Source organism: Nocardioides sp. JS614 (genome assembly GCF_000015265.1).
In the GTDB taxonomy this organism is placed as follows: domain Bacteria; phylum Actinomycetota; class Actinomycetes; order Propionibacteriales; family Nocardioidaceae; genus Nocardioides.
In genome coordinates, this window is sequence record NC_008697.1 from 50692 (window position 1) to 69100 (window position 18409).

The 18409-nt window shown below is 67.0% G+C and carries 26 protein-coding genes; 9 read left to right on the top strand and 17 right to left on the bottom strand.

Going from position 1 to position 18409, the window contains the following annotated elements; all coding sequences use genetic code 11:
• Nucleotides 1-135: 135 nt before the first annotated feature.
• Complete coding sequence (locus tag NOCA_RS28080) at nt 136-390, bottom strand: hypothetical protein (protein WP_238383339.1); 255 nt, start codon at nt 388-390, stop codon at nt 136-138.
• A gap of 366 nt (nt 391-756) precedes the next feature.
• Between NOCA_RS28080 and NOCA_RS00240 the strand changes: the two genes are divergently transcribed.
• Nucleotides 757-2046 (top strand): DUF1173 domain-containing protein, encoded by a 1290-nt coding sequence (locus NOCA_RS00240; protein ID WP_011751459.1) that lies wholly within the window; start codon nt 757-759, stop codon nt 2044-2046.
• A 64-nt stretch (nt 2047-2110) separates the two neighbouring features.
• Here the strand turns inward: NOCA_RS00240 and NOCA_RS27755 are convergent, their stop codons facing one another.
• From NOCA_RS27755 to NOCA_RS00260, 6 genes are all read right to left on the bottom strand, one after another.
• Nucleotides 2111-2266, bottom strand: coding sequence for a hypothetical protein (locus NOCA_RS27755; protein WP_172419838.1), 156 nt, complete (start codon nt 2264-2266; stop codon nt 2111-2113).
• 21 nt (nt 2267-2287) lie between these two features.
• Nucleotides 2288-3205 carry a hypothetical protein gene (locus tag NOCA_RS00245; RefSeq protein ID WP_041545914.1) on the bottom strand — a complete coding sequence of 306 codons (918 nt, stop codon included), beginning with the start codon at nt 3203-3205 and terminating at the stop codon, nt 2288-2290.
• Between the two features lie 190 nt (nt 3206-3395).
• A complete protein-coding gene (locus tag NOCA_RS27295; protein WP_158305602.1) occupies nt 3396-3554 on the bottom strand; it encodes a hypothetical protein in 159 nt (52 codons plus the stop codon).
• 19 nt (nt 3555-3573) lie between these two features.
• Entirely contained in the window at nt 3574-4635 is a 1062-nt protein-coding gene (locus NOCA_RS00250; RefSeq protein WP_011751461.1) for a DUF4192 domain-containing protein, read from the bottom strand.
• A 79-nt stretch (nt 4636-4714) separates the two neighbouring features.
• Nucleotides 4715-5332, bottom strand: a complete 618-nt coding sequence (locus NOCA_RS00255) for a DUF3145 family protein (protein WP_011751462.1) — start codon at nt 5330-5332, stop codon at nt 4715-4717.
• Nucleotides 5333-5354: 22 nt separating this feature from the next.
• Complete coding sequence (locus tag NOCA_RS00260; RefSeq protein WP_011751463.1) at nt 5355-6092, bottom strand: hypothetical protein; 738 nt, start codon at nt 6090-6092, stop codon at nt 5355-5357.
• 326 nt (nt 6093-6418) lie between these two features.
• Between NOCA_RS00260 and NOCA_RS00265 the strand changes: the two genes are divergently transcribed.
• Nucleotides 6419-6892, top strand: coding sequence for a hypothetical protein (locus tag NOCA_RS00265; RefSeq protein ID WP_041545916.1), 474 nt, complete (start codon nt 6419-6421; stop codon nt 6890-6892).
• Nucleotides 6893-7154: 262 nt separating this feature from the next.
• Here NOCA_RS00265 and NOCA_RS00270 read toward each other — a convergent pair whose 3' ends face one another.
• The 6 genes from NOCA_RS00270 to NOCA_RS25285 form a co-directional block, all read right to left on the bottom strand.
• Nucleotides 7155-7457 (bottom strand): hypothetical protein, encoded by a 303-nt coding sequence (locus NOCA_RS00270; RefSeq protein ID WP_011751465.1) that lies wholly within the window; start codon nt 7455-7457, stop codon nt 7155-7157.
• A gap of 113 nt (nt 7458-7570) precedes the next feature.
• On the bottom strand, nt 7571-7756 hold the full coding sequence (locus NOCA_RS00275; RefSeq protein WP_041545917.1) for a hypothetical protein: 186 nt from the start codon (nt 7754-7756) through the stop codon (nt 7571-7573).
• 3 nt (nt 7757-7759) lie between these two features.
• Entirely contained in the window at nt 7760-8074 is a 315-nt protein-coding gene (locus tag NOCA_RS00280; protein ID WP_011751467.1) for a tudor domain-containing protein, read from the bottom strand.
• Nucleotides 8071-8337, bottom strand: a complete 267-nt coding sequence (locus tag NOCA_RS00285; RefSeq protein WP_011751468.1) for a DUF6225 family protein — start codon at nt 8335-8337, stop codon at nt 8071-8073. Before NOCA_RS00285 ends, NOCA_RS00280 begins: the two co-directional genes overlap by 4 nt.
• A 135-nt stretch (nt 8338-8472) precedes the next feature.
• Nucleotides 8473-9147 (bottom strand): hypothetical protein, encoded by a 675-nt coding sequence (locus tag NOCA_RS25280; protein ID WP_011751469.1) that lies wholly within the window; start codon nt 9145-9147, stop codon nt 8473-8475.
• Complete coding sequence (locus tag NOCA_RS25285) at nt 9144-9734, bottom strand: hypothetical protein (RefSeq protein WP_140403942.1); 591 nt, start codon at nt 9732-9734, stop codon at nt 9144-9146. The genes NOCA_RS25280 and NOCA_RS25285 overlap by 4 nt, the downstream gene beginning before the upstream one ends.
• Before the next feature lie 446 nt (nt 9735-10180).
• On the opposite strand from NOCA_RS25285, the gene NOCA_RS27300 reads away from it, so the two are divergent.
• The 6 genes from NOCA_RS27300 to NOCA_RS27310 all read left to right on the top strand — a co-directional run bounded on the left by NOCA_RS27300 (nt 10181) and on the right by NOCA_RS27310 (nt 14785).
• Nucleotides 10181-10351 carry a hypothetical protein gene (locus NOCA_RS27300; protein WP_158305603.1) on the top strand — a complete coding sequence of 57 codons (171 nt, stop codon included), beginning with the start codon at nt 10181-10183 and terminating at the stop codon, nt 10349-10351.
• A 182-nt stretch (nt 10352-10533) separates the two neighbouring features.
• Entirely contained in the window at nt 10534-12135 is a 1602-nt protein-coding gene (locus NOCA_RS00300) for an ATP-dependent nuclease (protein WP_011751471.1), read from the top strand.
• A gap of 49 nt (nt 12136-12184) precedes the next feature.
• Nucleotides 12185-13159 carry a UvrD-helicase domain-containing protein gene (locus NOCA_RS00305; RefSeq protein ID WP_238383340.1) on the top strand — a complete coding sequence of 325 codons (975 nt, stop codon included), beginning with the start codon at nt 12185-12187 and terminating at the stop codon, nt 13157-13159.
• Nucleotides 13160-13388: 229 nt separating this feature from the next.
• Nucleotides 13389-13994 (top strand): competence protein CoiA family protein, encoded by a 606-nt coding sequence (locus NOCA_RS26255; protein WP_083768026.1) that lies wholly within the window; start codon nt 13389-13391, stop codon nt 13992-13994.
• Between the two features lie 149 nt (nt 13995-14143).
• Complete coding sequence (locus tag NOCA_RS27305) at nt 14144-14617, top strand: helix-turn-helix domain-containing protein (RefSeq protein ID WP_041545918.1); 474 nt, start codon at nt 14144-14146, stop codon at nt 14615-14617.
• Between the two features lie 15 nt (nt 14618-14632).
• On the top strand, nt 14633-14785 hold the full coding sequence (locus NOCA_RS27310; RefSeq protein ID WP_158305604.1) for a hypothetical protein: 153 nt from the start codon (nt 14633-14635) through the stop codon (nt 14783-14785).
• Nucleotides 14786-14841: 56 nt separating this feature from the next.
• On the opposite strand, the gene NOCA_RS28380 is transcribed toward NOCA_RS27310, so the two are convergent.
• The 3 genes from NOCA_RS28380 to NOCA_RS26885 all read right to left on the bottom strand — a co-directional run bounded on the left by NOCA_RS28380 (nt 14842) and on the right by NOCA_RS26885 (nt 16204).
• Nucleotides 14842-14967 carry a hypothetical protein gene (locus NOCA_RS28380; protein WP_274378254.1) on the bottom strand — a complete coding sequence of 42 codons (126 nt, stop codon included), beginning with the start codon at nt 14965-14967 and terminating at the stop codon, nt 14842-14844.
• A 194-nt stretch (nt 14968-15161) separates the two neighbouring features.
• Nucleotides 15162-15860: a MarR family transcriptional regulator gene (locus NOCA_RS00320; RefSeq protein WP_011751475.1), complete on the bottom strand. Its 699-nt coding sequence runs from the start codon at nt 15858-15860 to the stop codon at nt 15162-15164.
• Complete coding sequence (locus NOCA_RS26885; RefSeq protein ID WP_049774153.1) at nt 15860-16204, bottom strand: hypothetical protein; 345 nt, start codon at nt 16202-16204, stop codon at nt 15860-15862. The genes NOCA_RS00320 and NOCA_RS26885 overlap by 1 nt, the downstream gene beginning before the upstream one ends.
• 425 nt (nt 16205-16629) lie before the next feature.
• Here NOCA_RS26885 and NOCA_RS00330 point away from each other — a divergent pair, with 425 nt between their 5' ends.
• Entirely contained in the window at nt 16630-17376 is a 747-nt protein-coding gene (locus tag NOCA_RS00330) for a DUF5131 family protein (RefSeq protein ID WP_011751477.1), read from the top strand.
• On the opposite strand, the gene NOCA_RS00335 is transcribed toward NOCA_RS00330, so the two are convergent.
• Entirely contained in the window at nt 17373-18326 is a 954-nt protein-coding gene (locus NOCA_RS00335) for a three-Cys-motif partner protein TcmP (RefSeq protein WP_011751478.1), read from the bottom strand. The two genes, NOCA_RS00330 and NOCA_RS00335, sit on opposite strands and share 4 nt — an antisense overlap.
• Nucleotides 18327-18409: the final 83 nt, after the last annotated feature.

Here is an 18409-nt window from a genome sequence, read left to right on the forward strand (position 1 = left end):
GGTCCCGCTGCGTGCCCGGCCGGAACCGGAGCGACTCCCCGGAAGGAACCAGCCCGGCAGGTTCCACCGCCGGCGCTCCCGTCGGAGCGGTCGCAGTCGTCGGCTGTATGTCGACGACGGGGTCTGTCGCGGTTGTTACGTGTTCGGGGGAGTCGTCAGGCCCGGCTTCATGTGCTGCCGCAGGACCTCCGACTCCGCCGACGTCCTGGCCTCGGTCAGCCTTCCCACCCGCTCCAGGTAGCCCTCCGACGGGTCCGATGGGCCGGCGATCTGGTCCGCCAACGTGTCGATCTCTGTCTCGATCTGCAGCCCCAGTTCCTCGAAGAAGCTCTCCGGATCGGCGATCGCCGCCAACTCCGTGGCCCGATGCTTCGCGTAGTGCTCCCGCATCCGCGTCCCGTACGGGTTCATCCCGAGCCCCTTCCTCCGTCACGACCTGCAGTGAGCTGCCCGCGTGGCCCTCGTCCTCGCTGGTGACCTCACCGGCCGGGTTACCAGGCTCCTCACCAAGATCCCACAGCGCCAGCTGATCAGAGTCAGCAACACTCGCACGCCCTCGCGCCACGACCGGCACCTCCAACCCATTGGTGAGGACGCCGGCCGCGACACCCACGCCACGGCTCACCACCGCCCTCACCACGAAAGGCACCCACCCGGGCCGCAGATCGGACACCTCGGCGAGAAAATGTGGAAAAAGTTCCCGCCGGTCCGGCGCGAGGCGTCCGATCGGCGCGTGGGTTTGTTGCTTCTCCGGGCATGACCACTACACACAGCGCCCCGCCAAGCGGCCGGGCAGACCACGCCAGCGACCACGACCGTGACCGGCAGACCTTCGAGCTCTACGGCCGCCGGATCACCCACATCAACAACCGCGACGTCCAGCAGCTCCTTGCGGCCGCGCACACCGACCGGGTCCGGCCTCTGTGCCGGTGCCGCCCCGACGGCGTCGCCATGTACGTCGCCAAGATCGGGCCTGACAAGTACGTCATCAAACGCATGCCCGACTCCGGCCTCGAGCACGCGCACCGCTGCGCCTCCTACCTGCCGCCCGAAGAGCTCTCCGGCCTCGGGCAGGTCCTCGGCAGCGCGATCACCGAGGAAGCCGACAGCGGCCTGACCGCCATCAAGCTCGGGTTCCGCATGTCTAAGGCCGAGCGCGGCGCCCCGACCGGCGCCGGGGGCGGGGGAGTGGCCGACTCCGTCGCAGCCGACCCCAACCGACTAACCCTCCGCGCTGTCCTGCACTACCTGTGGCAAGAAGCCGACCTGGCGACCTGGACGCCCGGTATGGACGGCAAGCGCAACTGGCGCATCGTGTCCTGGTACCTGCGCCAGGCAGCCCGCGGGAAGTTCACCAAGGGCAAGCCGCTCGCCACGAGGCTGTTCGTCCCCGAGCCGTTCAACGTCGAGAAGAAGACCGAGCTCGCCGCGCGGCGGCTCTCCGCGTGGGCGCCGATGCAGCAGCACGGCTCCGGCCAGCAGTTCATGATGCTCATCGGCGAACTCAAGGAGATCGCGTCGGCTCGGTTCGGGCACAAGCTGGTCATCAAGCACCTGCCCGACGCGCCGCTTATGGTCGACGACACGCTCCTGGCCCGCCTCAACAAGCGGTTCGGTGACGAGCTCGAGCTGTGGCAGAGCGACGACGACGGCCACCTGATGGTGATCGCGACCTTCTCCGTGGGCCGCGCCGGACTGGCCACCGCCGAGGAGATCTCCCTCGTCATGACCGACAGCCACTGGCTGCCGTACGAATCGCTCCTCGACAAGCTGCTCCTCGACGCCGCGCTCGACTCCCGCCGCAGGTTCACCAAGTCGCTGCGCTACAACCTCGCTCCCGACACGCCCATGGCCTCCCTTGTGTTCACCGACACCGAGACCCCGACCGCGGCGTTCCTGCTCCTCAGCGACGAGGACCGCGACACCGCCGCCCAGATCGCCAGCGACACTGGCACCGAGGTCTGGACGTGGATCGTCACCGAGGACATGCCGCCGCTCCCGCCCGTCGCTGACCATCGGCACACCACGGCCCACAGCGACCACTGAGCAGATCCATGTCGCACTCACCCACAGTGCTAGGCGGCGTGGTCCTTCGCCTGAACAGCCGGGGTCACTGGTCAGCGTCTTCGATCAGCCGCAGGTGGTCGCGGGTCGGCCAGGCGAGGTCAGGCCGCGACTCCCGCGAGGCCAGGACTGCACCTGGGCAGTTCGGGTCGTTGCAGGGCCCGAACAACAGGTCAGCCTCGAGGTGCAGGTCATGATCCATGAGCGTGGTCCTTCCTCCGGCTCAACGGAGCGCGGTGGGGTGCGCCAGCACCAGCGCACCACGCTCATCGGGAGTCGAGGCCTCGACGTTCTCGCGCTTGGCCTTCTGCTCGGCGGCCGCCGCGCTGATGCGCTGCACTCGCTCCAACGATGCGGAGCCGTGCTGCCACAGCGCGAGCTGGACCAACGAGCCCGCGAGACCGCGCTGAGCGACGATGCGGTCAGCGTCACGCTGCACCACCGCACGCCAGGCCCGATCGGCCGCTGGTGCGACGTAGCTGATCGCCACTAGCACGCCGCTGGCGATCCCGAGCTCAGGGTTCCCGCCCGGCTGGAAGCCCTGGAAGACCACGATGACACCGACCACGATCCGCAGGTGCCAGGCGAACCCGCCGGCCGGCACCCACGAAAAGATGCGCGCGATCTGCCGCACAACGACGAACACCAACGCCCACGGGAGCGCCCACAGCCGGGCCGCCAGGTCGAACCGGGAGGGGCCGACCCGCTGGCTGGAGACCGCGTGCCCGATCGCCGTCGCGGCATCCTCGGTCGTCAGCCGCCGCTCGTACAGGCCCTGCACCAGCCACGGCTCCACGATGACCGTCCGCCGTCCGATCGGCGTAGCGGGCAGCCTTCCGTCGTCGTCCAGCCGCACCAGCACTCGCCCGGGGGCGAGGTCGAGCTTCTCGAGGAGCGCCAGCGTCGGCGCGAGCACGGCGCCCTGACCGGGACGAAGGCCTCGCGCAAACCCGAAGACCCGGGCAGCAGGAGCCTCCAACCAGCCACACGCCAAGACGAGCGACACCAGCAGCGTGCCCAGGAACGCGAACACCAGGCCAGCGCCGGGCAGGAAGCCCAGGCCGATGACCGCGACGAAGCTCCCGGCGAGACCAGCCGGCACGACGGCGCACAGGCGGATCAACTTGGTCGACGTCCGCATGTTCCTCACGTCCCCTCGTGGCGGGACCATCATGAATCCCCGCCCAGCCGCCACGACCCGATCGTGCCGACACTGCCACTCTGAGTGTGCACCGAACCACCGACAGCGCAACCGCACCGCCGACGGCCTGTGGATTGCGAATCTCTATCCACAGGCCCCGGGCCGGAACCTTGACAACTGCGGCAGCGGCCTACTCACGCAGGCTGCTGTTCAGGCGGTCTTGGGTCTCCTCGTCGAGGTAGACCAAGTCGACCTTCGTGTGTCCCGCCGTGCGCCGAGCAGCGAGCGGGGGAGTGGCGGCGAGGAGCTTCGCGAGGCGCGTCTCCAGTCGCGAGCGAGTGTTCTGCACGGGTCTGTCTCCGTCCTTCTCAGAGGCCCGGGACCGACGACTCCGGGCCGGCATCGTTAACGCCAGGGGCGTTCTTGGCGTCCTGGTCGTGGGCGCGGCGCTCCTGCGCGAACGTGTCGCGCAATGCCGCCTGCTGCATCAGAGCACCGGCGGCCGCGGGCACCGCACGGTCCCACTCACGCGGGTCCACGGCCTGCTCGAGGGCAGCGGCCACCAGGTCCGCCAACGGGTCGCTCTCCGAGAGCTGGTCGAGGGCGGTCCACGCCTGCGCTCCCTTGCCCTCCAGGAACGAGCTCAGCGCCAGCATCGTCGCCGGGCTGTCACGCACCTCACTCGGCGCCCGCCGCACGAGGTCCTGCCAGAACTCCGAGAAGACGGACGCGTCCTCGCGGCTCATGCTGAACACCGCCGCGTCCCGGGCGCCGCTGTCGTGGAGCACGGCCAGGACCCGGGCCGCGTCGCCGTCGGAGAGGTACTCCCGATCACGGCGGAACTGGTCGAGCCGTGCGCCCAGCCACTCGACTTCGGACCGGCGGGCTGCCACATCCATGTCGAGTGCGCGGGCCTCGGCGGCCGGCAGGTGCTCGGCAACCGCGGTGGGGTCGCCCTGCATCGCGGCGGCGAGGTCCTCGCGCCGGCCGACGGGCATGACCCGGCCCATCAGGGCGAACTCCGCGTCGATCCGGGCGCGGGCGCCGGCGTCGACGATTCCGCGGGTGCCTTCGAGAAGGTCGGTCCACTCCTCGCCGTTGACCCACAGCACCGGCCCTACGTCGGGGCCGCGGACCTCGCTGTTGACCAGAGCCTCACCCAAGGCAGCCAGCGCCTGGACGCAGGCGCGGCCGTCCGCGCCGTACGCCACGAGGGCGACGCGGTCGGGGTGGTGCCGGTGGAGGTAGACGTCGGTGAGCGCCTGGAGGAACTCACCCATCTCCTCGGGGGACTCGGGAATGTCGAGGCGGGCGGTGGGACCGTCGCCGAGAGCCAAACAGACCATGCTCGATACGGGGGTGAATCCCAGAGTGTGGGGGATGGACGAGATCAGCTCGTCGTGCGAGCTGATCTTGAGAACGTTGGTCATCGACGATCACCTGCTCGGGTTGGAGGGCACGTTCTCACGGAGAAGCAACCGGTCACGCGCCGGATCGGACAGCGACCCGCTACCGATCTGGGGCCGTTGTCGACCGGGCCTGTCCGGGGGCGTCGGCGGGCATCCACCGCGATGGTCCGGACGCGAGCTGGTTGAGCGCGGCAGCTTGAAGCGGCGCCGATCCGGGAGGGGCATCGCTTGGGATCACGATCCCCTTGTTCGCCGAACCGAGCTGCTCGAGCGCCGTCCCCCAGGTGCGGCCTGTCAGGTGCCCCAGCTGTACGCGGTCGGCGTCGGTGCGCTCGACGAGACGGTCGATCGCGTCACTGGTGAACACGGGGCGGCCCTGCGCGTCGCAGTCCGCGACGAACACACCCAGGTCGGGGTGATTGAAGTGCACCTCGCCGAGGTGCTGGTACTTCGGGTCCTCCCAGACCTTCCATGCTGCGTCGGAGGGCAGCGCCGCGGCGATCTCCGCGCTGGAGCCGACCGAGATCTCGCTGTGGATGTACCCGCGGCCCAACTCGAGCCGGCGCTGTCGGCTGGCGTGGGCGGGCCCCGGCGCTGGGTCGCCAGGGAGCACGAACTCGTGTCCCAGTCCGAACTCCTCGAAGACCTCGAGGACGGCATTCACCCGCTCCGGCGGGCAGGAGTAGACGATGACTTCAATTGGTGTGCGATCACCCATGACGTGAACCTCTCTCCGGGGTTCAGATGGCGATGCCGGAGTCGCCCGGCTTGTCTGGCTGGTGGGTCTGCTGCGGGGGACCGCTGGACCACGGCTGGCTGGTGGTGGCCCAGCCGCCCGACGGAGCGGCTGGCGGGTGGGCGGCCGCGTAGCTCAGCGACCCGGCCAGGGCGGCTGAGGTCCGCGCCCGCGACTGCGCGCTCTCGATCACCGAGCGCATCATCGACACACCCTCGTCAGCCCGGTTCACCTCCTGGCCGGCATGGTGGACACGCGTATCGAGAAGCATCAGCGCATCGGTCGCCACCGACGACTCGGCGGCGTGCTGGGCGTGGCGGGTGATCTGGTCCGCGACCGGCCGCGCCAGCGTCACGACCTCGGCGAGGACGTCGATCTGGGTGCGCAACGCCCGGACCTCGATGTCACGGTCATCCCCGTCGGTGCCACGAGCGAGTTCGTAGCCAGCGCGCTCGATGGCGCCGCCGGCGGCGGTGAGGTGGCGGGTGAGGTCCTCGCCGAGCTCGTTCATCAGGCCAGACCTGTTGCGCAGCCTCGCCAGGTGGTCGCCGGCGGACTCCAGGTAGAAGTCCCTCCGCTCCTCCTGGTGCGCGTAGAAGGCGTCGGTCGCGGCATCGTCGAGGACCCGTAGCGACGACGCCGCAAGGTCGCCGAGCTCGTCGACGGTGTCAGCGGCCCGCCGCAGGGCTCGCTCCGCGTCGAAGACGGCGTCGGCGGCGGCGAGCACGTCGCGCTCGTTCATCGGTGCTCACCGAACCTGCGGCCGGGGTCGTCCACCGTGGCGAGGATCGACCTGAGGTGGTTCGCGGCCGTCATGGTCTGCGTCAGCTGATCCCGTAGCGCGACGACCGGTTGGGTAGGGGGACCGCCGGTGGTGCCGGTCGAGTCGTTCGGGAACTGGTTCATCGGGCTGCTCTCCTCGTGAGATGGGTGCTCTGCTGCGGAGAAGCAACCGGTCGCACGCCGGATCGGACATCCGCGCCGGAACTACCTGCCGAGAAGCCGCCGGGGGAGTGGGGGAGCGGGAGGTCTTCCGTGGCGGCGCCCGGTGGTCGACACTTGCTGGCCATGGACGACGAGGCGGCCCTGCTCGAGCGGCAGGTGGCGATGGCGGCATCCGCCTGGCGCCACGCGAAGGCTGACACCGAGGCCTACCGCCGTCTGGTCGTCGCCACCAGCGAGTGGGACGCGTACGTCGCCCCGACACTCGACGAGCCCGCACCCCACGATGTGGCCGCCCAGCTACGCCGGGCGGCACGTCAACTACTTCGGGCTACTGACGACGAGGCGACCCGACTCGCGCACCTGGTAGCAACGACCGCGTCCGTCTGGCTGCACGCGGCAGCGCCCACCCACTCCGAGGCCTACGCCCGACTAGACCGAGCCACCGACGAGTGGGACGCCTACGCCGCCCCACAACTCGAAGAGCCCACCGAGGAACTGCTCGACCAGCTGGCAGATCACTCGGCACCGCTCGCGCTGGGCGAGGTCGTCGCCGACGTCACTGCCCAGATCCGCAAGGCGGCCCGCCGAGGCAGCTGACCCGTCCACGCTGGAAGCACGTCGTTGGGGGAGTGCGAGCGCCCGGGCCGTCGCACGGTCTCCCTCGGCCGGTACTTGGATGGGCTGAGAGCCCGCGGGCGTCTCGGGTCGCCAGCGGGCTCTCAGGCGGGGAGCCTCGCACACCCCACCGACACATGTCTGCCTCTCGCTGAAACCCCAGGGCTCCGCGACGAGGCCGGCCAACCCCCGGCGCGGGAGGCCTGGCCACGGGGCGGCGCTGTGTTCGGCGGGGGAGCGGCTCTTACGGCAGACATGTCCACAGACGCTGGACCAGATCCTCCAGCCAAGCGACGGCTTCCTCGCGTGATCCGAGTTCCTCGTGCGGACCCTGACCGACAGCGGTCGGGAGCCAGTCGCGCACCTGCCAGCCCACCGCCCGGGTCGTCGACTCCAGGTCCACCTCATCGTCGTTCAGGACGACCAGCAGGGCATGGGCGGCATTGCGGGCCGCCACGACGTCGGCCCAGCGCACCACCAGCGGCTCGTCAGGGTCGTAGGGCTGGCCGTTGCTTCCGCGGTCGAACTGCTCCGGATGCCGAGTCATCAGGAAGGCCTCGCTGTCCTCGTGGGCGTGGGCGCCATGATTGCCCGACCTACTCGGCCTGGTCGGTCAGGACGGTACGGCATTCCGGTCATCGCGGATTGGACGCCGGAGGCCTAGTCGCGCTCGACCCGGAGGGCGATGATCCGCCAACCCTCCGGCACCAGCCGCTGAACGGCCGCCAGGGCCCGGTCGTAGTCGCTCTCCTCGACGACGAGCTCGTCTCGGCCGAGGGTATAGCCGCCACGGTGATCGGGCGGGGCCTCCTCGACGGTGGCGTACATCGAGAGCACGCGGGACATCCCTTATGCCTGAGCTGTCGATGGCCGGAGCTCGTGATGATCCCGCCAGGCTTGTTCACCGTCGTCGTACTCGACCGTCCACTCGTCGACGGCGGTCCGTTCGACGATTGTGGCGTGGTCCCAGCCGGTTCCGTCCCTGCGGAGGACGTCGACACGGGAGTCGTCGGGGAAGGGATTGTGCTCGCCGAGGTACTCCTGGATGGTCTCCTCGAGCGGAGTCTTGCCACCCTGGGGAGCGGCATTGACCCACTGCTCGAGCGGGTCGGTGGCTGCCCACTGCTGGGCGGCGGCCGCGACGTAGTTGGCCTCGCTGGTCATGTGCGGCCTCCTCGGTAGTACTGCCCGGTCGGGAACTCGCAGCCGATCCGAAACTCGCGGCCTACGAACTCGGTGCCGTCGCCAGCGATGCCGTGTCCGAAGCCCGCACTGATGACCACCTGCTCGTCGACGGTGTCGCCGCCGGGTTCCTCTGCGACGTCGACGATGACCGGTAGGTCGTCGGGCAATCCCACGAGCGCAGCCCTCAGCTGGCCGACGGTCCACGCGTCGACGACGTGCTCGTACGGCTGCTCACCGGCCATGGCCAGCCTCGTCACTGGTCTGCACAGCCGCGGCGGCGGGGGAGTGCGCGGCGTTGGCCATGAGTGGAGTCTGCATCACATCGCCGACACTGGAGCGGTGCAGCCCTTGGCTGTGGATACGGGCGAAGCCGTGCATCACAGCGCTCCAAGGTTTGGGCGGCCATAGGGTCCGCCAGCCTCAGCGAGGATTCGCAGCATCGTTGCGTCGTCACGGAAGACCCGAGCGAGTTTCACAGGATCTTCGTCGAAGCCTGCGGGAGTGGCTCCGTCCTCGGCTGCGACGGCGGCCGCGTCGAGGTAGCGGGCGACCCGGCGCAGCAGTGCCGGCGGGAACGCCACCGTGATCCCAGCGTTCCCATCGGTGCCTTCGGTCCCATCGTCATGGGACGGCTCGGTGCTGGCGATGCTGCCGAGGACCGACAGGCACTTGACCAGCTCGGTGACGCGAGTCTCCGCGTGCTCGGGGTCGTCTCGTTCGGCGAAGCGGACCTGGCAGGCCTCGGCGAGCCCTGCGACCATCCGCCCCACGTAGTACAACGGCACCGGCGCGGTGCGGGGTGCGCCGTGGAGGTCTGCACCAGGGGCCTCCTCGACCAGCGAGAAGGCGATCGACTCGGCCATGCCGGCAATCGCCTCGTCGGTGAGGTAGCGGCGCGCGGTGGCCTTGGTGGCCCGCATCAACTGTGCCACCGCGTCGACGCGCTCGGTGATCAGGTCCTCGGCCGCCGCTGGGGACATGGACATCCCGTAGCTGTCGAGCGCCGCGAGGAGTGCGTCGACGCGACCCTCGGTCCAAGCTGTCGTGCTCATCGGTCTCCCGCCGATCCGGCGTTGGCCTGGCCCCACCGGCCCTGGGCGGACTGCTTGGCCATGCCGGCCGCGCGGCCGATCGCCTCCCACGTTTCGCCCGACGCCCTGGCGATCGCGACCGCGGCATCAAGCCGCTCCTTGGCGGCAGCCGCTGCTCGAGCGGCAGCCTCGACCTCACCCAGGGCATCGGCACCGAACGCATGCTCGGAGCGCCACAGGTCGTAGGCGACCTCGTGGACGTCCTCGCGGTCGGAGACGAAGACGACGTCTTCATCGGTGGCGTACACCCGCAGGGCCTTCGGGTCCTCCAGCGCCTTGGACGGGACCCGGGTGAACACGGGGCCGACCCAGGTCGTGTACCGGAACGACTCGGATGTCCGGCAGTCGCAGCAGACCACCCAACCGGTGACCTCGCCGGCCGGCCGGGTCGGGTACGACCAGCTGCCGTCAGCGGCCTGCGCCTCAGGGCCCGAGGCGACCTGGTCGTCGGGAATCCCGCCACCTGTCACCCCGACAGCGCGCTGGCCATCAACGAACTGCGGCACCAAGTAGCCCTCGTGCAAACCGTCTTCCGTCGTCCATCCCATGTCGCTATCATGGCAGGTAGTCCTGACGTTGGGAAGGGGATTCGTCAGGATTACCTGACATAAGGTTAGTTATCGGCGACCAATTCACGGGAGCTGCTTCCCCAGGTCAGAGCTGCTGCTGCTCGCAACAGATGAGCGAACCTGTCGGCAGATGCAGCTCGCCCACTGATGGCCGATGTCAGGGCAGTTGGCATCGAAGCCGGGACGCGCCATTCCTCCGATTCACCAGCCATGGCGGCACGGACATGACAGCCTCTGAGCGCCAACGAAAGGACCCGGAGATGCCCCCAGCGATGCCAAGAACGGCTCCGCACCCCATTCTCTTCTTCGCCGCCGCTAGTGCCCTCTTTGGAGGCGGAATCGCAAGCGCCGGCGGAGGGTGGTACCTGTGGAGGCGTGGACAGCAGGAAGCGGCCAAGCGACTGCAGCATCAGGATGCCGAGGCCGTGAAGCAGGCGCTGAGGGAAGGCATTGAGGTTGCTGACCTGCGTCGCGAGGCGGAAGAGGCAGGCTTGGATCCGGATGAGGTCATTGAGGGATACCAGAAGCTGCGCGACTCGCAGGTGTCTCCCGAGGACGTGCTCCAGAGCCTCAGACGGGCTGCCATCACCGACTGAACAGCTCTTGCCCCGACGTATGGATCTTCCGCCCGAGGTTCACACGTCTGTCGACCAGCGGGCGTTGGCACAGCGAACCCGAGCGACACCTACTCGGCGTCCCTGCCATGGTCGACCAGACGTTGCAAACTACGGGCGTACCGCAATAGGGACACGACAATCGCGCCCGAAGGGAGCGTCAGGTGCTCAAGAAGATCGCCATACGCAACTATCGGACCTTCAAGTCATTCGAGCTCGAGTTTGCTCCCGACCTCAACATCGTGGTTGGCGACAACGATGCCGGCAAGTCCACCCTTCTTGAAGCCATTGGGATAGCGCTGACGCTGCGCCTCGGAGGCCGCAGCCTTCAGAGCGAGCTCTCACCATTCCTGTTCAACCTTGAAACGACCGAGGAGTACATAGCGGCGCTAACGGCAGGGGCCACTCCTGACCCTCCTGAGATCCTCATCGAGCTGTTCCTCGACTCGGCCTCCGCGCCGGCAATTCTCAGAGGCTCCAACAACCTCGATGGAACGGACGACCCCGGCGTCCGCGTGCGGATCGCGTTGAACCCGGACTACCACGGCGAGTACACCGAGTTCGTCAAGGACCCATCCCAGGTTCGGCTAGTGCCCACGGAGTACTACAACGTCCAGTGGCTGGGATTCAGCGGAAACGCGATCACCTTCCGCTCGATACCTGCCGTGGCCTCGCTCATCGACGCGACGACGATTCGTCTGGCGAGCGGAGCCGACTACCACCTGCAAGGAATCATCAACAACCACCTCACCGACGGCGAGCGGGTCGAGTTGACTCGCGCCTACCGCAGTCTCCGAGAAGAGTTCTCCAGCAACCCTTCGATCGAGGCCATCAACAAGTCTCTCGAGGGACAGCCCGGAGACGTTAGTGATCGCACTCTGTCGCTATCGATCGATGTCTCCCAGCGGTCGAGTTGGGAGAGCAACCTGGTCCCTCACCTCGACGACTTGCCATTCGGCTTCGTCGGCAAGGGCGAGCAAAGCAGCCTGAAAGTGCTGCTCGCGCTCAACCGGAAGGTCCAAGATGCCCACATCGTGCTCGTGGAGGAACCCGAAAACCACCTCTCCTTCACCAACCTCAACCAACTGGTCGCAAAAATCAGCGAAAAGTGCAAGGACAAGCAGGTCTTCATCACCACGCACAGTTCATACGTGCTCAACAAGCTCGGCCTCGACAGCCTCTTCCTGCTCACACCTAGGACAGGGCTTCGCCTGACTGACCTGCCCGCAAGCACTCTGGACTACTTCAAGAAGCTCTCCGGCTACGACACCTTGCGGTTGGTTCTCGCCAAGAAGGTGATTCTCGTCGAGGGCCCGTCTGACGAGCTGGTTGTCCAGCGTGCCTACCAGGACAAGCACGGCAATCTGCCGATTCACGACGGGGTCGACGTCATCAACGTGCGAGGACTCTCGTTCAAGCGATTCCTGGACATCGCCAAGCCCCTCGGCATCGAGGTGCACGTCGTCACGGACAACGACGGAGCCGACCCCGCGGTTGTCGAGGCCGGCTACAGCGACTACACGGCCGTGCCGCACATTCACGTGCACGTTGGGCAAGACCCCACCCGTAAGACCCTCGAGCCACAGCTGGTTGGCGCCAACGGTCGTGACACCATCAACGCGATTTTGGGAACCCGTTACACCACCGACGTTGACCTTCTGAAGCACATGACCGCCAGTGCAAACAAGACAACCTGCGCACTGAAGATCTTTGAACACCTCGACACGATCACGATGCCGGGGTACATCGCAGATGCCGTCGCCTAAGAGCCGAGCGATCATCGCCGCGGCCGGCGCAGCGAAGACCCAATGCATCTTGAACGAGGTCATCGCTCACCCCGAGCGCCAGGCGCTCATCACAACCTTCACCAACGAGAACCTCGCGCAGATCGAAGCTCGCCTGCGTGCAGCGTGCGGCGGAACGCTGCCCCCGCACGTGACCGTGATGACATGGTTCACCTTCTTGGTGAACCAATGCATACGTCCGTATCAACGGAGCGTCTTCGGAGAACCGAATGTTGTTGGAGCGTTCAACTTCCTGGGCCAGCGCAGCAGGTTCACGCCCAAGAGCGATGTCCATCGTTACTTCCTCGACTCAAACCGCGCGGTGTACCGAGATGGCGCAGCTGACCTCGCCTGCGAACTCGAACGTCGAAGCTCGGGCAAGGTCACCGCTCGTCTGGCGGCGATGTTCCAGGACATCTTCATAGACGAGCTGCAGGACCTGAATGGCTACGACCTGGAGTTGCTTGAGCGGCTGTTCAGATCCGAGGTGCGCGTGACGGCCGTGGGTGACCCTCGTCAGCACACGTTCTCCACCAACCAGAGCATCAAGAACAAGGCGTTCAAAGGCGAGGGCCTCGTGGGATGGATCAAGGACAAGGAAGACGTCTGCGAGCTGCTCATTCAGAATCAGTGCCACCGCAGCAATCAAACGATCTGCGACTTCGCGGACGCCCTGTTCCCCCACATGCCAGCGACCGTCTCGATGAACCACAGCGTCACTGGGCATGATGGATTCTTCCCTCTGACACGAGCCGAGGTACTCGACTACTACGAGGCTCACCACCCCGTCGTGCTCCGCTACGATCGGAACACCGACACCCTCGGCCTACCCGCCAGGAACTTCGGCCTCTCCAAAGGCAGCACCTACGACAGAGTTCTCATCTTCCCAACGAAGTCTTGGCGCAAGTACTTCAAGGACGGCGACCAGTCACAGGTCACCTCAAAGGAGAAGTTTTACGTCGCAGTCACGCGAGCACGATTCAGCGTCGCCCACGTCATCGACTAGTGGCCGCCGATTCGATGCGTTCCGGTCTGAAGCTTGCGCTCTCGACGATCTGCACCCAAAGCTCAGAAGAAGCCGTCTGACAACAGGGCCCGCACGATGCCTACGCCTACCTGGGTGAGTGGGCCCGACGCCGTTAGGCCTGTGCTCAAGAAGCATCAAGCCAACGACGTTGTCGGAGAATTGTGCGTAGCTGCGGAACAGCGCCGGTCAAGTCGAGGAGACGCCTTTGATGTACGCCAACCTGGACGGAGTGCGTTGCCTGCCCTATCCACGCGCGCAGGGGGCAGAGTGTCCGACGTGCGGCGCTCCCGTCATCGCTAAGTGCGGCAAGATCAATGTCTGGCATTGGTCCCACGGCGCTCATCCAGAATGCGATCCTTGGGCAGAGCCCGACAGCCTCTGGCACAGAACCTGGCAGGAAGCGGTTCCGGAGGAGCGCCGCGAGGTCCCGTTCGGTCGCCATCGAGCCGATCTGGTGACCGCTCAGGGTGTCGTGGTCGAGGTCCAGCACAGCGGAATCAGCGTCGATGAGATCTTGGAGCGTGAGGCGCACTACGGCCGCATGGCGTGGATCTTCGATGCGACCGAAGCGGTGCGGACGGAACGCCTAGACATCCGGACCAAGAAGGACAACCCCGATCCCTTGTTTCGGTCCTTCAGATGGAAGCATGCGCGGCGGTCCCTCGGAGCTTGTCACAAACCCGTATGGCTGGACCTCGGGGACGACCGCGTACTGCGGCTGCGGAAGATCTACACGGCTGCGCCCGTGGGTGGCTGGGGACAGCTCTACCCTCGTGCGGCTCTGGTCGAGGCACTCAACGCTCCTCCGACCTGAGCGAATATCGCAGCCGTCAAGTGCCCGCACATCTGCGGGCGTTGAACCGCCAGCTACTCCCGGCTCATCCACTCCCGTCGCTGCCAGTTTGTGAGCCGTTGGTGCGCTTCTCGGACTTTTTGAGCAGACAGTTGTCCTACCCTCGCGCTATGGCCGTCGACGAGGTGCTCACGATCAAGCAGGTCGCCGCCGAACTTGGCGTCCCGAACACCCGGGCGATGGATCTGGTGAGGAAGGGACGCCTGGCGACCGCGGTTCCGCGAGCAGGCGGCCCCGCCACCTGGCGGATCGCACGCGCCGAGCTTGAGGCCTTCCGTGCCCGTGAGAGCGCGGAGCACGTCGCCCGCGAGGAGCGGAGTCGCGCGAAACACCTGCGCGAACTCGCTGCGGCCTGGACGACATTGTCTGAGGCTGACAGGGAGCGCCTGCGCGACGAGATCCCGAAGGCGATCTACCAGCCTCTCGCCAAGCTCATGGATCCCCAGGCGGAGGACTCTGCCGCGACGCGGGCCGCCCTCGCCGCGGCCTACGGGTCCCGCACAGAGGCCGGCATCGAGGACCTGGCACTCGCAATGCCTCATCAACTGTTCTGGGCCATGGCCCGAGTTGCCGGCGACCGGTAGGGGCGGCATTCACCGATGGGGTTCTTCAAGCGTTCAGAAGCCGTCAGGGCCAAGAAGGTCTCGGCTCGTGCCCGCTACGTCGACGAGGACGTGCAGCGCGTCGACGTCTCGATCACCAACGCCGACGGCGAGACCGCGACCATCGACCTGAGCCTGGACCAGACCTGACAGCTCGTGATCGACCTGACCAACGCCTACGGGGCGTGCCGCCCGGCCCTTCTAGATCAGAAGCAGGTCGACCGCATCACGTCGTTCTTCGGGATGCGCTGAGTCGACGACCGCGGCAGTGAGGACGAGGCGGCGAACACCGCCCACGCCGCGGTGAACCTCGCCCCCACCTGTTCCTCCACGCCCCGCACGCTAGGGCACCCCACCCACCCTGCACCGCTGTTCCTCCCGATCCGCCGGCCGAACGCCGGCGCAGCGGTCTGTGCCCGTTTGCCGAGGGCGTCCGGCGTCGAGGTACACCTCGACGACCGCGCCTGAGCAACGCAGTCCCCCGCCCGCCGACCCGTTGGTGTCGGGACAGGATCGACCTTGCGGGTCAGTAGATCTCCTCGTCCGGCTCGACCGGCGACTTCGCCTCCAGGCCAGTCGTTTCCGTCGCTCCCTGCGGCCCTTCCTGGACCTCGACGGTCATGACGCCATCCAGGTCACGCAGCACCCAGAACACCACGAGCCCGAGTCGTTCCCACGCAAGGCGAGGCAGCCTGTTCACGAGCCCTCGATAGCGGCGGTTCAACGGCAGCGCGAGCCCGTACTGGACCTCTGGGTCCACCATGCGCTGGACCAGTTCACCGATCGCGCCGAGGAAGTAACTGCCTTGTTGTTGGTCGGAGGCGAGCCCGCCCTTGGCCTCGATCATGTAGCGACGCCCGTCGAGGTGGCGCGCGTCGATGTCGACCCCGCGCTCCTTGCCCCACGCGACCGCAACGTCGAAGCCCCGCTCTTCGAGGTGCGCCTTCACAGCCGCCTTGACGTCGTCCTCGCGGAAGACGAGCCGTTGAACTCTCACCGGTGCCTCGGCGGGCCGCGGCGACTCGGGCATCGGGTGCTCGGGGAGCGCCTTGACAATCTTCTCGTCAGGCCCGGTGAACCGCCGCAGACATCCCTGCTGTTCGAGCCGCCGGGCGGCCTGGTTGATCGACTGCCGCGGGCTCACCCCGAGGCGCTCCGCGAGCACGTCGTCGTCGAGCGGCCCGAACTGGATCGCTTCGAGAATGCGCTCGGCAATGGTGGCCATCAGGACCAGTAGCCGTAGAGCGCTTGACGATCAGACTCGGGATGGCCGTCGTAATCCGATCCTGCTTCCCCGGTCGCCTTGTTCACAACCAGAGGCGCGAGGGAGGGCTCGCCGCGGCGGTGACAGTCCTCGGAGATGACATCGAGCAGCCGACCCAGCCCGTTCGGCGGGTATGTGAGGTTGAGGTCGTCCTTGAGGTTGCCGTAGGTCACCGTCCCGCCTCGGCGGGCCACCTCGACCAGGTAGTCGCGGACCTGTGGCCCGACGTCAGCCTGCATCTTCGAGACTGTGATGGTGCGGCCCTTCATCTCGAACTTCTCGCCCACGCGCAGCACAAGGGTCATGTCGGCATCGTGGCACTGCAGCAGCCAGCGGTCAGCAGTTTCATCCCCATTCCCATCGCGACGAGGGCACCGGCGGGGTGATGCCGCGCCGCGTTGCACCAGAGCCGGCGCCCAGTGCCCGCAATGGCTCTCCCGGACTTGCCGCGATCCGGGCGCCGCGCACCCGGCTACTCCCGGTTCATCAACTCCGGGCTCTGCCAGTTCTCGAGTAGGCCACAAGGCGGCAGCCCTGAGGCGCCAAGCAGGGCCAACCTCATCGGCCCGCCGTTCGTCTTCGAGACATGGATGCAGCCGGGTGACCCTGAGCGGGAGCGGCATCCGCAGGCTTCCCTGACGTAGGGCTAGCCTGACCGCGTGCGCGCGAAGACGCAGCTCCGAGTGCACCCGGTCGACTATCGCAGCGGGACCGACAGGAAGGGCATCACGTGGCCACCAACAGCGGCATCGAGTGGACCGAGGTCACCTGGAACCCCGTCACCGGATGCGACCGAGTCGCCGCAGGGTGTGACAACTGCTATGCCCTAGCCCTCGCCAAGCGACTGAAGGCAATGGGCGCCGAGAAGTACCAGAACGACGGGGACCCGCGGACCTCCGGTCCCGGATTCGGCGTCACCACGCACCCGTCGGCGCTCGCCCAGCCGTACAAGTGGCGGTCGCCCAAGGTTGTTTTCGTAAACTCGATGAGCGACCTGTTCCATGCCAAGGTCCCGATCCCGTTCATCCGCGACGTATTTGACGTCATCCGAGATACTCCGCAGCACACCTATCAGGCGCTCACCAAGCGAGCACACCGCATGGCGCGGGTTGCCGACCAGCTCGACTGGCCCGACAACCTTTGGATGGGTGTTTCGGTCGAGTCGTTCGACGCCGTCGATCGGATCGATCACCTTCGTAGAACGCCCGCGAAGACGCGGTTCTTGTCCTGCGAGCCGCTGATCACTCCGCTCCCGCGGATGAACCTGGAGAGCGTCGACTGGGTCATTGTCGGCGGCGAGTCAGGGCCTCGCGCTCGTCCGATGGAGCCCAGCTGGGCCGAGGATATCCGCGACCAGTGCCATGCCGCCGGAGTGGCGTTCTTCTTCAAGCAGTGGGGTGGCCGCACTCCCAAGGCCAACGGTAGGGAACTCGATGGCAGGACCTGGGACGATATGCCTGCGCTCGCATTGAGCTAGTCCCACCAGTCTCTCTCGGTTGGGTCGGTGCACGGTTCGCTCCGCCACTTCGGAACGGACGGGTTCGGCGCGGGCTGCATGTCGAACAGGAAGTCGTCGGCGTACCTGGGCGCCTGCTTGGATCTCTCGATCGCCTCTTGACGCATCCGCGGCTCGCGCTCGGCCGCCTTCGCGTACAGGTGGGACATGATCTTGAGGCCGACGTCGTGGTCAGTCGCGAACACCATGTCGTAGATCGTCACCCCGTTGAGCATCCGCATCGGGATGCGTGCGGTATGCAAGTAGCCGAGTTTGGTCTCCAGACGCCACCGGATCAGGTTGACCATCTCGGCCCGGAACTCCTCAGCCGTGATGACCTCGCGTCGGCGGGCCGCGAAGATCCGGCGCCAGGCGTTGGTGCCGTACATTCGGTCCACGCGCGCGAAGTACAGGTCTCCATTGGAGCCTGTGAGCCCCTTGATCAGCATCGCTGGGGACCAGAGGATCCATTGCTCGGCCTTCGTCTTACCCCGTCGGAACGCAGCGATGGCCGCCATTGTCTCCCAGTGGAGCTCGGCCGCCTGCTGGTCGAGGAAGGCGAAGGTAGGCGCCCAGCAGACGTCGGACAGATCGGCCAGCATCCCCTTGATCGTGGCGTTGCAGTCCCCTTCGTAGACCTTGAACGGCCGACCGGCGCTTCGCGGCTCCAGGTCAGCCTCGAGCTGCGCCGCCTTTGGCGGCATCTCGCCGAAAGCGAACCGGGTGAAGCCCGGGGCCGCCGCCATCGCGATCCGGGCCGACCCGTCGAACGACTCGCCGGTTTCACGATCGTGGTTCTCCGGCTCGCCGGCCATCACGTCGATGTAGATCCGCTCGGATGCCTTGCCCTTCGAGGCGCTGTTGAATGCCGGGAGGTAGTCCGTGAGGATCTCCAACTTGTTCCTCGACCAGTAACTCCAGCCCCGAGCCATCCCGTTCCCCTCGCTCAGCCGCAGCACCGGAAACTCTACGTGGGCGCTGCTCCGGCCGGGGATGTTTCAGCCGTAGGCAGCCC

Coding starts and splice junctions, on each gene's coding strand:
- NOCA_RS28080 (WP_238383339.1), bottom strand. CDS start 390: ATGCGGGAGCACTACGCGAAGCATCGGGCCACGGAGTTGGCGGCGATC.
- NOCA_RS00240 (WP_011751459.1), top strand. CDS start 757: ATGACCACTACACACAGCGCCCCGCCAAGCGGCCGGGCAGACCACGCC.
- NOCA_RS27755 (WP_172419838.1), bottom strand. CDS start 2,266: ATGGATCATGACCTGCACCTCGAGGCTGACCTGTTGTTCGGGCCCTGC.
- NOCA_RS00245 (WP_041545914.1), bottom strand. CDS start 3,205: ATGCGGACGTCGACCAAGTTGATCCGCCTGTGCGCCGTCGTGCCGGCT.
- NOCA_RS00250 (WP_011751461.1), bottom strand. CDS start 4,635: ATGACCAACGTTCTCAAGATCAGCTCGCACGACGAGCTGATCTCGTCC.
- NOCA_RS00255 (WP_011751462.1), bottom strand. CDS start 5,332: ATGGGTGATCGCACACCAATTGAAGTCATCGTCTACTCCTGCCCGCCG.
- NOCA_RS00260 (WP_011751463.1), bottom strand. CDS start 6,092: ATGAACGAGCGCGACGTGCTCGCCGCCGCCGACGCCGTCTTCGACGCG.
- NOCA_RS00265 (WP_041545916.1), top strand. CDS start 6,419: ATGGACGACGAGGCGGCCCTGCTCGAGCGGCAGGTGGCGATGGCGGCA.
- NOCA_RS00270 (WP_011751465.1), bottom strand. CDS start 7,457: ATGACTCGGCATCCGGAGCAGTTCGACCGCGGAAGCAACGGCCAGCCC.
- NOCA_RS00275 (WP_041545917.1), bottom strand. CDS start 7,756: ATGTCCCGCGTGCTCTCGATGTACGCCACCGTCGAGGAGGCCCCGCCC.
- NOCA_RS00280 (WP_011751467.1), bottom strand. CDS start 8,074: ATGACCAGCGAGGCCAACTACGTCGCGGCCGCCGCCCAGCAGTGGGCA.
- NOCA_RS00285 (WP_011751468.1), bottom strand. CDS start 8,337: ATGGCCGGTGAGCAGCCGTACGAGCACGTCGTCGACGCGTGGACCGTC.
- NOCA_RS25280 (WP_011751469.1), bottom strand. CDS start 9,147: ATGAGCACGACAGCTTGGACCGAGGGTCGCGTCGACGCACTCCTCGCG.
- NOCA_RS25285 (WP_140403942.1), bottom strand. CDS start 9,734: ATGGGATGGACGACGGAAGACGGTTTGCACGAGGGCTACTTGGTGCCG.
- NOCA_RS26255 (WP_083768026.1), top strand. CDS start 13,389: ATGTACGCCAACCTGGACGGAGTGCGTTGCCTGCCCTATCCACGCGCG.
- NOCA_RS27305 (WP_041545918.1), top strand. CDS start 14,144: ATGGCCGTCGACGAGGTGCTCACGATCAAGCAGGTCGCCGCCGAACTT.
- NOCA_RS27310 (WP_158305604.1), top strand. CDS start 14,633: ATGGGGTTCTTCAAGCGTTCAGAAGCCGTCAGGGCCAAGAAGGTCTCG.
- NOCA_RS00320 (WP_011751475.1), bottom strand. CDS start 15,860: ATGGCCACCATTGCCGAGCGCATTCTCGAAGCGATCCAGTTCGGGCCG.
- NOCA_RS26885 (WP_049774153.1), bottom strand. CDS start 16,204: ATGACCCTTGTGCTGCGCGTGGGCGAGAAGTTCGAGATGAAGGGCCGC.
- NOCA_RS00335 (WP_011751478.1), bottom strand. CDS start 18,326: ATGGCTCGGGGCTGGAGTTACTGGTCGAGGAACAAGTTGGAGATCCTC.